General features: G+C 52.8%; 15 protein-coding genes. 8 read left to right on the top strand and 7 right to left on the bottom strand.

Annotated elements, in window-relative coordinates; translation table 11 throughout:
- Positions 1-90 precede the first annotated feature (90 nt).
- The gene (locus LF929_RS09970) at positions 91-2,016 is read right to left on the bottom strand and encodes a DNA topoisomerase III (protein WP_210175676.1); all 1,926 of its coding nucleotides are present in this window, start codon (positions 2,014-2,016) and stop codon (positions 91-93) included.
- An 83-nt stretch (positions 2,017-2,099) separates the two neighbouring features.
- Positions 2,100-2,651: an NAD(P)H nitroreductase gene (locus LF929_RS09965; protein WP_016941286.1), complete on the bottom strand. Its 552-nt coding sequence runs from the start codon at positions 2,649-2,651 to the stop codon at positions 2,100-2,102.
- A 246-nt stretch (positions 2,652-2,897) separates the two neighbouring features.
- Here LF929_RS09965 and sppA point away from each other — a divergent pair, with 246 nt between their 5' ends.
- The 3 genes from sppA (at position 2,898) to pncA (ending at position 6,580) form a co-directional block, all read left to right on the top strand.
- On the top strand, positions 2,898-4,748 hold the full coding sequence (gene sppA, locus LF929_RS09960; RefSeq protein WP_038904437.1) for a signal peptide peptidase SppA: 1,851 nt from the start codon (positions 2,898-2,900) through the stop codon (positions 4,746-4,748).
- A gap of 119 nt (positions 4,749-4,867) precedes the next feature.
- On the top strand, positions 4,868-5,887 hold the full coding sequence (gene ansA / locus LF929_RS09955; RefSeq protein ID WP_038904438.1) for an asparaginase: 1,020 nt from the start codon (positions 4,868-4,870) through the stop codon (positions 5,885-5,887).
- A 54-nt stretch (positions 5,888-5,941) separates the two neighbouring features.
- Positions 5,942-6,580, top strand: coding sequence for a bifunctional nicotinamidase/pyrazinamidase (pncA, locus tag LF929_RS09950; RefSeq protein ID WP_038904440.1), 639 nt, complete (start codon positions 5,942-5,944; stop codon positions 6,578-6,580).
- A 64-nt stretch (positions 6,581-6,644) separates the two neighbouring features.
- On the opposite strand, the gene LF929_RS09945 is transcribed toward pncA, so the two are convergent.
- Both LF929_RS09945 and msrB read right to left on the bottom strand, forming a co-directional pair.
- Positions 6,645-6,920 carry a YeaC family protein gene (locus LF929_RS09945; RefSeq protein ID WP_210176769.1) on the bottom strand — a complete coding sequence of 92 codons (276 nt, stop codon included), beginning with the start codon at positions 6,918-6,920 and terminating at the stop codon, positions 6,645-6,647.
- A gap of 84 nt (positions 6,921-7,004) precedes the next feature.
- Positions 7,005-7,421 (bottom strand): peptide-methionine (R)-S-oxide reductase MsrB, encoded by a 417-nt coding sequence (gene msrB / locus LF929_RS09940; protein WP_038906356.1) that lies wholly within the window; start codon positions 7,419-7,421, stop codon positions 7,005-7,007.
- A gap of 349 nt (positions 7,422-7,770) precedes the next feature.
- Here msrB and gapA point away from each other — a divergent pair, with 349 nt between their 5' ends.
- Both gapA and LF929_RS09930 read left to right on the top strand, forming a co-directional pair.
- Positions 7,771-8,766 (top strand): glyceraldehyde-3-phosphate dehydrogenase, encoded by a 996-nt coding sequence (gapA, locus tag LF929_RS09935; RefSeq protein WP_012884832.1) that lies wholly within the window; start codon positions 7,771-7,773, stop codon positions 8,764-8,766.
- 88 nt (positions 8,767-8,854) lie between these two features.
- The gene (locus LF929_RS09930; protein ID WP_210176770.1) at positions 8,855-9,727 is read left to right on the top strand and encodes a D-hexose-6-phosphate mutarotase; all 873 of its coding nucleotides are present in this window, start codon (positions 8,855-8,857) and stop codon (positions 9,725-9,727) included.
- A 67-nt stretch (positions 9,728-9,794) separates the two neighbouring features.
- Here the strand turns inward: LF929_RS09930 and LF929_RS09925 are convergent, their stop codons facing one another.
- Together LF929_RS09925 and LF929_RS09920 are read right to left on the bottom strand one after the other, a co-directional pair.
- The gene (locus LF929_RS09925; RefSeq protein WP_226092561.1) at positions 9,795-10,646 is read right to left on the bottom strand and encodes an aldo/keto reductase; all 852 of its coding nucleotides are present in this window, start codon (positions 10,644-10,646) and stop codon (positions 9,795-9,797) included.
- Positions 10,647-10,760: 114 nt separating this feature from the next.
- The gene (locus LF929_RS09920) at positions 10,761-11,510 is read right to left on the bottom strand and encodes a MipA/OmpV family protein (protein ID WP_038908050.1); all 750 of its coding nucleotides are present in this window, start codon (positions 11,508-11,510) and stop codon (positions 10,761-10,763) included.
- Positions 11,511-11,959: 449 nt separating this feature from the next.
- Between LF929_RS09920 and yeaG the strand changes: the two genes are divergently transcribed.
- Positions 11,960-13,894, top strand: coding sequence for a protein kinase YeaG (gene yeaG, locus LF929_RS09915; protein WP_038908051.1), 1,935 nt, complete (start codon positions 11,960-11,962; stop codon positions 13,892-13,894).
- A 36-nt stretch (positions 13,895-13,930) separates the two neighbouring features.
- The gene (locus LF929_RS09910) at positions 13,931-15,208 is read left to right on the top strand and encodes a YeaH/YhbH family protein (protein WP_038906357.1); all 1,278 of its coding nucleotides are present in this window, start codon (positions 13,931-13,933) and stop codon (positions 15,206-15,208) included.
- A gap of 101 nt (positions 15,209-15,309) precedes the next feature.
- Here LF929_RS09910 and LF929_RS09905 read toward each other — a convergent pair whose 3' ends face one another.
- The gene (locus LF929_RS09905) at positions 15,310-15,705 is read right to left on the bottom strand and encodes a hypothetical protein (protein WP_016941276.1); all 396 of its coding nucleotides are present in this window, start codon (positions 15,703-15,705) and stop codon (positions 15,310-15,312) included.
- Between the two features lie 295 nt (positions 15,706-16,000).
- On the opposite strand from LF929_RS09905, the gene LF929_RS09900 reads away from it, so the two are divergent.
- The gene (locus LF929_RS09900; RefSeq protein WP_038908052.1) at positions 16,001-16,339 is read left to right on the top strand and encodes a YebY family protein; all 339 of its coding nucleotides are present in this window, start codon (positions 16,001-16,003) and stop codon (positions 16,337-16,339) included.
- Positions 16,340-16,439: the final 100 nt, after the last annotated feature.

The following is a 16,439-nucleotide window of genomic DNA, read 5'->3' as shown; positions in this document are numbered from 1 at the left end:
TCACCACCGTGGTTTGCGTCGCCGCCTGCGTAGCGGAAGATAGCAACAAGCCGGTTGCCATCAGGAAGGTGCCCCATGCTTTCATCTGCGTTACTCCTTGGTGCTGGCTGAACGTGACTGACGACGTTTGCGCTTCTCGGGCGAAGCGCTCTTAACGGGCGGTAATCCTCTGAACGCCGAGATATTACCACTTTGTCGTGCCTGCTGAATCAGTTCGTACAACGATTGCGTCAACGGCTGCATGAAATCCTGATAGCGGCAACGTTTTTCACTAATTTGCGTCAACGTCGCTTCCCAGTGCGCCGTCATATCTGGGTGTGCGGCGATCGGTGGTAGCGCATGAATCAATGCTTTACCTGCATCAGTCGAATGAATATAGCGCCCTTTCTTTATCAGAAACGCGCGTTTAAACAACAGTTCGATAATGCCTGCGCGCGTAGCTTCGGTGCCCAATCCATCTGTCTCACGTAAAATCTTCTTCAGCGCCTTATCCTGCACGAAGCGGGCAATCCCGGTCATGGCAGATAGCAACGTCGCGTCGGTAAACGGCCGGGGAGGCTGCGTCTGTCGCTCAACCACCTCGCCCCTCTCACACAGCAATTCATCGCCTTTCGCCACCACCGGCAATGGCATTCCCTCGTTTTCCTCGTCCCGCTCTTTATGGCCGAGCAACGTGCGCCACCCCGCCTCTGCCAAAAAACGGGCTTTCGCCACGAACTTGCCACCAGCGATATCCAGCTCGATAACGCATTTACGAAACACAGCATCGGCGCAAAACTGCATCAGGTACTGCCGGGCAACCAACCCATAAACCTGATTTTCCTGCTCGGTTAGCGGCGTGCGGGTGCTACGCGCGGTGGGGATAATGGCGTGGTGTGCGTCAACCTTGCTGTCATCCCAGCAGCGATTACGGCGTTCAGGATCCACCACAGGCTGCGGCAATAAATCCGGCTGATGTGCGGCAATCGCTTTCAGTACCGCGTGTCGCCCGGCGAAATGCTCTTCCGGCAGATACCGGCAATCCGAACGCGGATAGGTGATCAACTTGTGCGTCTCATACAACCGCTGGCAAATATCCAGCACTTGTTGGGCGCTCAACCCAAAGCGTTTAGCCGCTTCAATTTGCAAAGCGGAAAGAGAATACGGCAACGGTGCGGTTTCCGATTCCCGTTTATCATTATAGGCCGTGACCTGTGCAGGTTGTCCTTCAATGCGTTTAACAACGTGCTCAGCCAGCGGACGGTGTAGCAAGCGCCCTTCTTCGTCCTGATACGGTTCACACGACTCACTTGGCTGCCACAATGCGACAAACCGCTCATTGGCGGGGGTAACAATGTGGGCCTTAACCTCGAAATAGTCGCGCGGCACAAAATTGTCTATTTCTTCATCTCGCCGGACAACCAGCCCCAATACCGGCGTCTGTACCCGACCGACTGACAATACACCTTCATACCCGGCATTTTTCCCCAGCAAGGTATAGGCGCGGGTCATATTAATGCCATATAACCAGTCAGCACGTGAACGCGCCAGTGCGGACACACACAGCGGAACAAACTCCCGGTTTTCACGCAGGCGCGATACTGCCCGCTCCACCGCCTGCGGGTTCAGGTCGTTGATGAGACAACGGCGTACCTGCTGGCGTTTCGCCTCAGGCAGCGCCAGATACTCCAGCACCTCATCGACCAGCAACTGCCCTTCCCGGTCCGGGTCACCGGCATGGATCACTTCATCAGCCTGCGTCAGCAGTTTTTTGATCACATTCAGTTGCTTGCTCACCGATGGGCGCGGCTGGAGCAGCCATTTTTGTGGCACGATCGGCAAGTCAGCCAGCGACCAGCGCGCGTAGCGGGCATCGTAAACGTCTGGTTGTGCCTGTTCCAGCAGGTGCCCCACACACCAGGTCACCATATCCTGTTCGCCACAGGCAATGAAGCCATCGCCCCGCCGGTGCGGTTTAGGCAAGACATCGGCAATCGCTCTGGCAAGACTGGGTTTTTCCGCAATAAACAGTCGCATGTTACACCGCACAACAGAACGGATATCCCTTGCTTCACCGCCCATCGGGCATGTGGCGCAAGGGAAACATCGTCAATACAGGATTAGAAATAGCTGACAAACTTCGTGCTATCAACGGACGCGACAGCGGCGGAGGCTTTAAGCTGCGGAGTCCCCAGATAGAGGAAACCAACAATTTCATCCGACGCACGACAACCGAAAGCATCACGTACCAGCGGATGATGAGTCCAGGCACCACTACGCCAGATACCGTTGAAACCTTGTGCCAGTGCGGCCATTTGCATCGCCTGTACCGCACATCCTGCTGAGACCACCTGCTCCCAATGGGGAACCTTCGGATTATCCACGCAGTGCGCTACCACGGTAATGATCATCGGCGCACGAAACGGCGCCTGACGCGCTTTTTCGACGGCCGCCTCATCCTGCTTATCCTGCAATGCCGCTCTAACCAGCAACTCACTAAAACGGGATAACCCATCATCCTGGATAATAGAAAAACGCCAGGGTTGAAGTGCGCCATGATCAGGAGCCCGTAAACCCGCTCGCAGGATATTGTCCAGTACCTCGCCTGTCGGCGCAGGGGCGGCCAGACGCGACGCCGAACGGCGATTCAGTAGCAATTCCAGAGCATCCATCACATCTCTCCTGTCATGAAAAATCTGCTGTCGGTGAATAAAATCCGGTTGCGCGCCACGGTAGCACAGGTAGAAGATTTGTTACAAGTTAGCGCCCTGCTACTGACCGTGCGGCAAGATAAATAGCTGACTTTTATTCTGTCGCTCATTAGGATACCGCAGTGCTCGCGTTCGGATGCGTTCACGCAGATATCACTGCTAACCCGAAGCACAGCTTAAACCCAGTTTTCTTTTGACGGAGTGGACATGCGCACAATGTGGCGAATTTTCAGTGGAATATTCAGATGGGGATGGCGCCTGCTGAATTTCATCCGCGAATTTATCCTCAACCTCTTTCTGGTTTGCCTGATCCTGGTCGCTATCGGGATCTACAGCCAGTTCAAAGCCCCGCCGGCCGAACCTGTGCGAGGGGCATTGTTGCTGGATCTGACAGGGGTGGTGGTGGATAAGCCGTCCGTTAATAACAAGCTGCGCCAGTTTGGCCGCGAATTTTTCGGTGCGTCGGCAAGCCGCCATCAGGAAAATTCGCTGTTTGATATTGTTGAAAGTATTCGACAGGCCAAAAACGACAGCAATATTACCGGCATGGTGATGGATTTGTCTGACTTTGTCGGCGCTGACCAGCCTTCACTGCAATACATCGGTAAAGCGCTGCGCGAATTCCGTGATGCGGGCAAACCGATTTTTGCCGTCGGCGACAATTTCAACCAGACGCAATATTATCTGGCCAGCTTTGCCAACAAAATCTACCTGACCCCACAGGGAAATGTTGACCTGCATGGCTTTGCGACCAATAACCTCTACTACAAGACGCTGTTGGATAAGCTGAAAGTCACCGCGCACATTTTCCGCGTGGGCACGTACAAATCCGCCGTCGAGCCGTTTATCCGCGATGACATGTCGCCCGATGCCCGCGAAGCCGACAATCGTTGGATTTCCACCCTGTGGCAGCACTATCTCGATACCGTCGCGGCTAACCGTCAAATCACCCCGCAGCAATTGTTCCCCGGCGCTGATGCTATCCTCGCGGGTCTGCAGAAGATAGATGGTGATACCGCGCGTTACGCACTGGAAAATAAACTGGTGGATGAAGTGGCTCCCCATTCGGCGATTGAGCAATCGCTTATCAAAGCCTTTGGGTGGGATGCCAAAACCAAGAACTTCAATTTCACCAGCATTTATGATTACACCCCAACGCCACCGGCCACGAGCAGCAATGAGATAGCGGTCGTGTTTGCCAGCGGCACCATTATCGATGGTAAAGAAACCCCCGGATACGTTGGTGGCGATACCACCGCCGCACAAATTCGTGATGCGCGGCTGGACCCGAAAGTGAAGGCCATTATCCTGCGGGTTAACAGCCCCGGCGGCAGCGTGACGGCGTCTGAGCTGATTCGCTCTGAGCTGATGGCTGCACGCCAGGCAGGTAAACCGGTTATCGTCTCCATGGGGGGGATGGCCGCATCTGGCGGTTACTGGATTTCTACGCCAGCTAACACCATCATCGCCAGCCCCAGTACCCTGACCGGTTCGATTGGGATTTTCGGCGTGGTAACCACGTTTGAAAACGCGCTGGATAGCATTGGTGTGCATACCGATGGTGTTGCCACTTCGCCGCTGGCTGATTTGTCCCAAACCAAGACACTGCCACCGCAAGTAAGCCAACTGATGCAAATTAGCATCGAGCGTGGTTACCAAAATTTTGTTTCTCTGGTAGCCCAGTCACGCCAGAAGACACCGCAGGAAGTCGATGCGATAGCCCAGGGGCATGTCTGGGTCGGCAGTGACGCCAAAGCTAATGGTCTGGTGGATCAATTGGGCGACTTCGACGATGCCGTGAAGAAAGCCGCTGAGCTTGCCAAACTGGAACAGTATCAGTTGAGCTGGTACACGGAAGAGCCGGATCTGCTCAACGTGATGTTCAGCCAGGTCAGAAGTTCGGTCTATGCATTGTTGCCTTCCGCCGTACAGGCGTTAGTACCGGCACCGGTGGCTCAACTGGCGCAAACCGTTCGTGCCCAGACCTCGATTCTGGACGCGCTAAACGATCCGCAAAATCGCTACGCGTTGTGCCTGAACTGCGGCGACTTACGATAACACTCCCTTACACAGCCCGACGCGAGTCGGGCTGTCTTTACCACTGAAACCTTTTTATAATCCCAGCATTTCAGGGCTAACCCTTTCTATAACCAATCGAGTCCCGACCCATAACACCCATGCAAAAGAAATCCATCTACGTCGCCTATACGGGTGGCACTATCGGTATGCAGCGCTCCGCCCACGGATACGTCCCGGTTTCTGGTCACCTGCAACAGCAATTGGCGCAAATGCCGGAATTCCATCGCCCGGAGATGCCATCATTCACGATTCATGAATATACGCCGCTGATTGACTCTTCCGATATGACACCCTCGGACTGGCAATTCATCGCCAATGATATTCAGCAAAACTATGATCAATACGATGGCTTCGTCATCCTGCATGGTACCGATACCATGGCGTTTACCGCCTCCGCGTTGTCGTTCATGTTGGAGAATCTCGCCAAGCCGGTTATCGTGACAGGGTCACAAATTCCGCTGGCAGAGTTGCGCTCTGATGGGCAAACCAACCTGCTCAATGCGCTGTACGTGGCAGCCAACCATCCGGTCAACGAAGTTAGCCTGTTCTTCAACAACAAATTGTTGCGTGGTAACCGGACGACCAAAGCACATGCCGATGGTTTCGATGCTTTCGCGTCCCCGAACTTTCCTCCCTTGCTGGAAGCCGGTATCCACATTCGCCGCTTAACACCCGCTAATCCCGAACCACTCGACGGGTCACTGATTGTCCATGCCATCACACCACAACCTATCGGCGTGGTGACCATCTATCCCGGCATTTCTGCCGATGTGGTGAGTAATTTCCTGCGCCAGCCAGTCAAGGCACTGATTCTGCGCTCCTATGGTGTCGGTAATGCGCCACAAAGTTCAGGTTTGCTGGATGAACTACGCCGCGCATCTGAACGCGGTATCGTAGTGGTTAACCTGACGCAATGTATCTCCGGCCGGGTCAATATGGATGGTTACGCGACTGGTAATGCACTGGCACAAGCGGGCGTTATCAGCGGGTTTGATATGACGGTTGAGGCCGCGCTGACGAAACTGCATTACCTGTTAAGCCGAAACGATCTCTCCCCTGAGCAAATTCGCCAACTCATGCAGCAAAACCTGCGCGGAGAATTAAGCGATAAAGATTAAATCACCTGCAGCCGATGTATTAAGGGTAGACAACATCAATGAGAAGAAGAGACGATGAACAGAGCACTCTTGCTGGTGGATATCCAAAATGACTTCTGTGCGGGGGGCGCACTGGCTGTCTCGGACGGAGATAGTGTGGTCGCGATCGCCAATCAGGCTATCGCGGCCTGCAAATCGGCCGGCGTCATGGTGGTAGCCTGTCAGGACTGGCACCCGGCGGATCACCGCAGTTTCGCCATTAATTCCGGCACCCATGTGGGTGAACAAGGCGAACTGGATGGGCTGCCACAGATTTGGTGGCCAGTGCATTGCGTACAGGGTTCACCGGGTGCCGACCTGCACCCCAGACTGAATCAGCGAGCCATCGACTGGGTAGTGCGTAAGGGGACGCACCCTTTTATCGACAGCTACAGCGCATTTTTCGATAACGGTCACCGCACCCGCACCGACCTGAACGACTGGCTGAAAGCCAGAAACATTACCCGTTTGACCATCATGGGGCTGGCAACCGATTATTGCGTCAAATACACCGTGCTGGATGCGCTGGCGCTGGGGTATCAAACCGAGGTGCTGGCAGAGGGCTGCAGAGGCGTTAACCTGCAACCCAACGACAGCCAGTCGGCGATAGACGTGATGGTAAAACACGGCGCCACCCAGGTTTCTCTGGCAACGTTTATTGCGTCACTGGGTTAATAACGCCCTTCTCATCACGCCAGCGCTGAGCGCTGGCGTGCCCAGCCACCGATATCGCTAATGCTTAGTCTTGTGGTTTCAACGTGGTGATCGTATCACCAGCAAAGCGCTGTTTTAATTCCTGCTTACTCTTCATTTCGATTTCACCACGGGTGTTGATCGTCATATGGTCAGCTTCGGTGTTATTACGCGCCTGCCATAGCATCACCATCTGTAGTGCGTTTTCTTTTTGTTCCGCCGTCAGGGCCACGCCATCTGGCCACTTTCCCAGCTCTACCGCCGTCGTCAGACGCTGATAAATCTCCGGCGTCATACTGGTTATTACATCGTCTAATTGCATGTTTTTTTCTGCCTGAAGTCAGATTTAGCTGAAACGTTTCAAGTCAATCTATTGGTTTCAAGTCAATCTATTGTATTAGCCCGGCTAACCATCCGTCTGCTGACCATTTTCTGCATCAATAAAGCTAAGTGATACAGAATTTACACAATAACGCTCGCCGGTCGTCTCCTGTGGGCCATCCGGGAAGACATGCCCCAGATGAGCGTCACATTGACCACAACGGATCTCAATACGGTGCATATGGTGGGAATGATCCTCCAGATAGCGGATAGCCTGCTCATTCACCGGGCGATCAAAACTCGGCCAGCCGCAGCCGGAATCATACTTGCTATCGGAATAAAACAACGGCTGATGGCAGCACAGGCAGTGATAAACCCCCGTGCGCTTGTTATGCAACAGCTTACCGGTATAGGGGCTTTCCGTCCCCCGTTGCTGTGTCACGTGCCGTTGCACGTCGGTTAACTCATCCAGATTACGTTGGGAAACAGTTGTCTTGGTCATCAGATGCTCACTGAAACACGATTTTTTCACCAGAACGATGCTGCATAATTCTAACAAAAAGTTAACACCGCCACAGCCTATTTTGGCCTACACTTATCCCCACGCAGTAATGGCACATTTAATTGTGATCACTATCACAATTACACCTATGGCAGGTGTTTCCATGCCTGTGCATTCCTCATATGATTGGGTTATGTCCTTTAGTTAGGCTGATAGCTGTTTATCGTGCAACTGTTGAGCGGACTTTTGACTTACCGCAACGATTGACACGATTCCGCTTGACGCTCAGTAAGGTTTTTGTAATTTTACAACCAACCTTTTATTCACAAACCAATAGCTGGTGGAATATATGACTATCAAAGTAGGTATCAACGGGTTTGGCCGTATTGGCCGTATCGTTTTCCGCGCTGCACAGGAACGCTCTGACATCGAAATCGTTGCCATCAACGATTTGCTGGATGCGGAATACATGGCATACATGCTGAAGTATGACTCCACCCATGGCCGCTTCAAAGGTACTGTTGAAGTTAAAGACGGTCACCTGGTTGTTAACGGCAAAACCATCCGTGTTACCGCTGAGAAAGATCCGGCTAACCTGAAGTGGAACGAAGTTGGTGTTGACGTTGTTGCTGAAGCAACCGGTATCTTCCTGACCGACGAAACCGCGCGTAAACACATCCAGGCTGGCGCTAAAAAAGTGGTTCTGACTGGCCCGTCTAAAGACGACACTCCGATGTTCGTTATGGGTGTTAACCACGCTTCCTACGCTGGTCAGGATATCGTGTCTAACGCCTCTTGTACCACCAACTGCCTGGCACCGCTGGCTAAAGTTATCAACGACAAATTCGGTATCGTTGAAGCACTGATGACCACTGTTCACGCTACCACTGCGACTCAGAAAACCGTTGACGGCCCGTCTCACAAAGACTGGCGCGGCGGCCGTGGCGCAGCTCAGAACATCATCCCGTCTTCTACCGGTGCAGCTAAAGCTGTAGGTAAAGTTATTCCGGCACTGAACGGTAAACTGACTGGTATGGCGTTCCGTGTACCGACCCCGAACGTATCTGTTGTTGACCTGACTGCTCGTCTGGAAAAACCGGCAACGTACAAAGAAATTTGTGCAGCAATCAAAGCCGCTTCTGAAGGCGAACTGAAAGGCGTTCTGGGTTACACCGAAGATGACGTGGTATCCACCGATTTCAACGGCGAAAAACTGACCTCTGTGTTCGATGCCAAAGCAGGTATCGCACTGAGCGACACCTTCGTGAAACTGGTTTCCTGGTATGACAACGAAACTGGCTACTCTAACAAGGTTCTGGATCTGATCGCTCACATCTCCAAATAATGTGGTGATGAACAGATGATAAGAGGGCGACGCGAGTCGCCCTTTTTTATTGGGTATACAACAAGAACACTAAGGCAAAACCAATACCATGAACAACAACATTTATTCACTTCCCATCACTCATGCGATCACCACTCATCTAAGCCAACGTCAACTGGGCCAACTACCGGTGATTGTGGTAGATCATCCGCAGGTTCGTGCTGCCGTTGCCTTACAGGGTGCTCACCTGCTGAGCTGGCAGCCTACTGACGAACAGCCGGTGCTGTGGTTAAGCGACAACACGCCATTTGAAAACGGTGTGGCCATTCGCGGCGGTGTGCCTATTTGTTTCCCTTGGTTTGGTCCGGCTGCGCAGCCCAACCATGGCTTCGGTCGTCTGCTGGCCTGGGAATTCACCTCGCACAGTGAAGACGCCCATGGCGTGACCCTCGCCTTTACGTTACGTGACTCCGAACAGACACGCGCCGCCTGGCCACATACGTTTACCGTTCTGGCTCGCTTCCATTTGACGGCTCAAGAATGCCGTATGGAACTTGAATGCCACGGTGACTACAGCCTGACCACGGCGCTGCATACCTACTTCCAGATCGGTGACATCAGCAAAATTCAGATTAGCGGCCTGGGCGAGACCTTTATCGATAAGGTTAACGACGGTAAAACCGATACCCAACAAGGCGACCTGACCTTTGCCACCCGTACCGATCGTATCTATACCCATCCGGCGTCAGTCAGCCTGATTGAAGACCCGGTACTGCAACGCACCATTGAAGTGCATCACGCCCATCACAGCGATGTTGTGGCCTGGAACCCAGGTGCAGAGTTGTCTCGCACCATCAGCGATATGACGGATGACGGCTACCAGACGTTTGTTTGTGTTGAAACGGCACGCGTGACGCAACCGGCTGTGGCAACCACGCAAGCCCCCGCCCGCCTGACCTCCACAATTCGTCTGCGGAAGTAATTTTACTGTTGTTCTTGTTTCTGCTGAGCATGACTGGCGAAAGCCAGTCATGCTTGGGTTATCCCGCTTATACGACATCGAGCGGTTGTTTGTGACGAGGCGCCGGATAAGCCTCATCGAGGATAGCTATCTGCTCAGGTGACAACGTCACATCAAGTGCAGCGGCGTTTTCGTTGACATGCGCCAGTGTACTGGCTTTGGGAATAGCGATAACGCCAGGCTGGCGAACCACCCAGGCCAGCAGCACCTGCGCGGGTGTCAGCGCCTGCTGGTGAGCAACCTGCACGACCGCCGGATGAGTCAATAAATCATGTCGTAATTGCCCGGCCTGAGCCAACGGGCAGTACGCCATCACCGGAAGTTGGCGCTGCTGACACCAGGGCAGTAAATCATATTCGATACCGCGTGAAGCCAGATGATACAGCACCTGATTGGTCTGGCACTGATTGCCTCTCTGACATGACCACAGTTCAACCATATCCCGCGTATCCAGATTAGAGACACCCCAGCGCCCAATTTTGCCAGCCTGCTGCAAGCGCTCCATCGCGGTAATGGTATCGGTCAACGGAATCCCGCCACGCCAGTGCAGTAAATACAGGTCGATATAATCAGTTTTCAAACGTTTCAGACTGCGTTCGCAAGCGACAATCGCCCGCTCACCACCGGCATTATGCGGATACACCTTGGAAACCAGATAAACCTGATCACGACGGCCACGCAGCGCCTCCCCGACGACCTCTTCCGCGCCACCATCCGCATACATTTCCGCCGTATCGATCAGCGTCATGCCCAGATCAATACCCGCCTGTAGCGCACTGACTTCCGCACGTCGTCGCTGTGCACTCTCGCCCATAAACCAGGTTCCCTGACCTATCGCGGGAACCGTTTCCCCCTCTGGGAATACCACCTGCTTTAGCATATTCTTACCCTCCTGCGCTCAGGGTAACAAACCTTGGCTGCGCCATTAATGTGCAAATGGGGTGAATACACCCCATTTTTGTGCAGCCAATGCACAATGCGCGAGCGCAGCATGTCAGAAGCGATAACTGACACCACCGCCCAGCATCAGGGTATAGCTTTTATCGACCATCGGGCTGTCTTTCACGTCATCAGACAAGCGGATATAACGCCCGCTCAACCAGGAACTCCAGTTGGCATTGATTTGATAACCCGCACTCAACTCGACGTAGGGCGACCAGCCATCGTTCGGTTGGTAATTGCGTAATCCTGAGCGTGCCGCTTCATCGCCCGTCACGCCATAGTAGTAGCGGTTCTGGTTCTCGCTCGACCAGGTAATCCCCACTCCCGGCGTCAGGCTCCAGTTACCGTCATTAAAACGATAGAGGTAGGCGGAATCCCACACCAGACCGTTGCTGTAGTCCAACGTGTCGCCAGCGAAAACCGTGCGCAACGTCCCCCACTGCGCGTCGTAACGATACGCCAGCCCCGCCATCAACGTGCCACGTCGCCGGTCGAGCTGCTTCATCTGACTGTCGTTGCTGTCTCCCGGTCTAAAGCCGAAAGGATTGTAATAGGCGGTTAGTGATAGCTTGTTCTGCGCGTCATTCCACAGGTAATACCCACCTTGCAGACCACGCAGATAAAAATTCTCGCCGTCATAGTTCACCATTGGGAAAGGATAAACATGCCCGCTATCGCCACGGTATAGTGCTGTTCCACCAACCGCCCCCACACCCAGCGAGAACTCGTCCGCCAGTGCGGTGCCAGTCGTAACAGCGCCAGCCAGTATCGCCGTTAAGAAAGTGAATACGTGTTTTTTCACGGTCGTCGCGCTCCTTCGATGTTACACATTTGATCGCATTCGGCAGCATAGCAGCGCCGGAGTCCTACATACATCACATTAATGTGAAAGATACATAAGTTATAACGATTTCGTCTGCCAACCATCACCCCGCATCGGGTCTGCGTTGGCGGATAAAAAAGCCAGCTTTACGCCTTCATGCCGAAGTGAGTCATTGAAATATCTTAAAAATGCGACGCAAGAATAGAGGCAAATTTATGGATGCAAACTACGCTTTAAACAAGGCAGAGGATTTCCGCTGACTACAGCCGGGTGCCAGTTATCCACTGACCCATTGCCAGCCAAGTTGGCATAAGGGTTGCTGTATTCCAGTATGAGATCTTCTTCCGGGAGAGCCATCCATTACATAGGCTTTATACATACCATTCGCTCTCTTACTCTGTGTTAATCGACGAAGGACGGGCAACGCTATGAACATATTTGATCATTATCGTCAGCGTTACGACGCTGCCAAAGACGAAGAGTTCACTCTGCAAGAGTTCCTTACCATCTGCCAGCAAGACCGCAGTGCGTATGCGAACGCCGCTGAGCGATTGTTAATGGCTATCGGTGAACCGGTTATGGTAGACACTGCCCAGGAACCACGTCTGTCTCGTTTGTTTTCCAACCGGGTAATTGCCCGCTACCCTGCGTTCGAAGAGTTCTATGGCATGGAAGAAGCCATTGAACAAATCGTTTCCTATCTGAAACATGCCGCGCAAGGGCTTGAAGAGAAGAAACAAATCCTCTATCTGCTGGGCCCGGTCGGCGGCGGTAAGTCCTCGCTGGCTGAACGACTGAAAGCACTGATGCAGCGTGTTCCTATTTATATCCTGAGCGCCAACGGCGAGCGTAGTCCGGTCAACGACCATCCGCTGTGCTTGTTCAACCCGCAAGAAGATGCGTCAATCCTGGAGAAAGAATACGGCGTTCCACGCCGCTATCTGGGCACTATTATGTCTCCCTGGGCGGCCAAGCGCCTTCAGGAATTCGGTGGTGACATCACCAAGTTCCGTGTCGTCAAAGTCTGGCCTTCTATCCTGGCCCAACTGGCTATTGCCAAAACCGAGCCGGGTGATGAAAACAACCAGGATATTTCAGCGCTGGTCGGTAAAGTAGACATCCGCAAGCTGGAGCATTTCGCACAAAACGACCCGGACGCTTATGGCTACTCCGGCGCACTGTGCCGTGCCAACCAAGGCGTGATGGAATTCGTGGAAATGTTTAAAGCACCGATCAAAGTGCTTCACCCCTTACTGACCGCCACACAGGAAGGTAACTATAACGGTACCGAAGGTATTGCCGCGCTGCCGTTTAACGGGATTATCCTCGCCCACTCTAACGAATCTGAATGGGTGCAATTCCGTAACAACAAAAATAACGAGGCTTTTCTCGACCGTGTCTACATCGTCAAAGTGCCTTATTGCCTGCGGGTTTCCGAAGAAGTCAGAATTTATGACAAGTTGTTGATAAACAGTGAGCTGAGTCGCGCCCCCTGCGCCCCCGGCACGCTGGAAACACTGGCCCGCTTCTCCATTTTGTCGCGGCTCAAAGATCCAGAAAACTCCAGTATCTACTCAAAAATGCGGGTATACGATGGTGAAAGCCTGAAGGATACCGACCCGAAAGCCAAGTCGTATCAGGAGTATCGTGATTACGCGGGTGTCGATGAAGGCATGAAAGGGCTTTCCACCCGCTTTGCCTTTAAGATCCTCTCGCGCGTGTTCAACTTTGATCACAGCGAAGTGGCGGCCAACCCGGTTCACCTGTTCTATGTGCTGGAACAGCAAATTGAGCGGGAACAGTTTCCACAGGATATCGCGGAGAAATACCTGGAACACCTGAAAGGCTACCTGATTCCGAAGTACGCCGAATTCATCGGTAAGGAAATACAGACGGCCTACCTTGAGTCCTACTCGGAATACGGTCAAAACATCTTTGATCGCTATGTGACCTATGCCGACTTCTGGATTCAGGATCAGGAATACCGTGACCCGGATACCGGTCAGTTGTTTGATCGTGAATCACTTAACGCTGAACTGGAGAAAATCGAAAAACCGGCGGGTATCAGTAACCCGAAAGACTTCCGCAACGAGATCGTCAACTTTGTATTACGCGCCCGCGCCAGCAACAGCGGCCGTAATCCGAACTGGACCAGCTATGAAAAACTGCGCACGGTCATTGAGAAAAAGATGTTCTCCAATACCGAAGAGCTGCTGCCGGTGATTTCGTTTAACACCAAAACATCGACGGAAGAGCAGAAAAAACACGACGACTTTGTCGATCGCATGATGGAAAAAGGCTACACCCGCAAACAGGTGCGTTTGCTGTGCGAATGGTACCTGCGCGTGAGGAAGTCATCCTGATGCCGGACATCGACAGGCATGTCGTTTGGGGGAAACATGGCCTATTTCATTGATCGGCGCTTGAACGGCAAGAACAAAAGCGCGGTTAACCGCCAGCGTTTTTTGCGCCGTTACAAGTCGCAAATAAAGCAGTCGATTGCCGGGGCCATCAACAAGCGTTCGGTCACCGACGTGGAAAATGGGGAGTCTATCTCGATCCCCAACTCGGATATCAGTGAACCGATGTTCCATCAGGGGCGTGGCGGGGTTCGTCACCGGGTACACCCCGGTAACGATCACTTTGTCGAGAACGACAAGATCGAGCGCCCTCAAGGTGGTGGCGGCGGTAGCGGCTCAGGCCAGGGGGATGCCGGGCAGGACGGTGAGGGTCAGGATGATTTCGTGTTCCAGATATCCAAAGATGAATATCTTGACCTGCTGTTCGAAGATCTGGCGCTGCCGAACCTGAAAAAAACCGAGCATCGGCAACTGAACGAGTACAAAACCCATCGTGCTGGGTACACCGCCAATGGCGTCCCCGCCAATATCAGCGTGGTGCGCTCACTGCAAAACTCGCTGGCCCGCCGTATGGCGATGACCGCCGGTAAACGGCGCGAGCTGCACCAGCGAGAGGAAGACCTGGCATTGCTGGAAAACACGGAACCGGCTCAGCTGCTGGAGGAGGAGCGGCTGCGTCAGGAAATCGCCGAGTTACGCCAGCGTATCGCCAGTGTGCCGTTTATCGACACCTTCGATCTGCGTTACAAGAATTACGAACGCCGACCGGAACCGTCGAGCCAGGCGGTGATGTTCTGTCTGATGGATGTCTCTGGTTCTATGGACCAGGCCACCAAGGACATCGCCAAACGTTTTTACATCCTGTTGTATCTGTTCCTGAGTCGAACCTACAAAAATGTGGAGGTGGTGTACATCCGCCACCATACACAGGCCAAGGAAGTGGATGAGCAGGAATTCTTCTACTCTCAGGAAACCGGTGGCACGATTGTCTCCAGCGCCCTGAAATTAATGGAGGATGTCGTCAAAGAACGTTATAACCCCGCGCAGTGGAATATTTATGCCGCGCAGGCTTCCGATGGCGATAACTGGGCGGACGATTCGCCGCTCTGTCGTGAGTTACTGGCCACCCGCCTGCTGCCGGTGGTGCGTTACTACAGCTATATAGAGATAACCCGCCGATCTCACCAAACGCTGTGGCGGGAATATGAAGTGCTGCGGGAGAATTTTGATAATTTTGCCATGCAGCATATTCGCGATCAGGATGATATTTACCCCGTCTTTCGCGAAATCTTTCACAAACAAACCGTCAACAATTAACCAGACCTACATCAGCCAGCGTGTTACACGCTGGCTGCTTCCCCTGTTATCCCTACCCTTTTCTGCTGTACGGCCCGATATTTCATCAACCCAGCAAACATTTAAATAACCGGTACCACCTTGCCGAACGATTTGTTGAATGACGAGTCTTTAATTTTCCCCTCAGAGAACACAAACAACATCTTATGTTTCCCCATATAGGCACCGAACCCATTCTTCGCATTGATCACCACCGGGACTACCCAGCCAAATGTGACTTTATTCTTTGATGTGAATGAGTCCTTTTCCAAATAACCTTTGTATGGCGCCATGAATGAATAATGCGCGCTATACGGGTCTTTCAGCGCAAAGCTGCAATAGCTGTAAATCTGTTTTTTATAATCTGCCGGTAATGTTCCATAATCCGCCGTTTCAGCGGCCATCCGCATAGAGGCTGACTGATTCGCACAGCCAACCAACGCGACCGACAGCGCAGCCGCGGCAATGATTTTTTTCATTATGTGTAATCCCGTTGATGGTTGTTTCCCATTGCAACATCTCAGGATTGACCTCAACGGTACCTTAACCGCTACTCGGTCTCCACATTTTATCCTTAATCTTGAGCAACCTGGCGCTTACCTTCGCATCAGTTGCACTCGCTACGCCGTTAGCTCGACTTCATCAAAGCAGGCCGTTATGATCACGGCTTCAGTCATACTGGTTTATCTCACGCCTTAACCATAGCGAATCCAGCACCCGACAGTATGCCTGAGGTGACCTCCGGTCAGGGTGCGCTTTACATGGAATATCACGATGAAAAAAGTAGTACTGCCACTGATTATCTCGGCCCTGTCGGCGCAGGCATTAGCTGCCACGCAGCTGGCAAATTTAAGTAAGCTGGAATATGGCGCAAATTGGGCATTTAATCGTGAAGAGGTTCAGTTGATCTGCCGGGCTGACCACGCGATGTACGTGATTAACCCCAGCACGCTGGTTCAGTATCCACTTAACGACATCGCTCGTGAACAAGTCAGCACCGGTAAGGTAAACGCCAGCCCGTTGGAAACCATCCTTCTGGATGACCCGAAAAATCCAGGGCAAAAAATGAGTCTGCAACCCTTTATTGACCGGGCACAACGCCTGTGCCAGTAGCACATATAGCACGACAGAAAAGCGAGTGGATCGTCAATATGCAGGTTTGCGTTGGTTGTCACAAAGTGTACAGATTGTTTCGGAATTGACCGCCAAAGCG

Source organism: Dickeya oryzae (assembly GCF_020406815.2).
GTDB classification, from domain to species: Bacteria; Pseudomonadota; Gammaproteobacteria; order Enterobacterales; family Enterobacteriaceae; genus Dickeya; species Dickeya oryzae.
The sequence above is the reverse complement of the archived record's forward strand: the minus strand, read 5'-3'. Positions and strand labels throughout refer to the sequence as shown.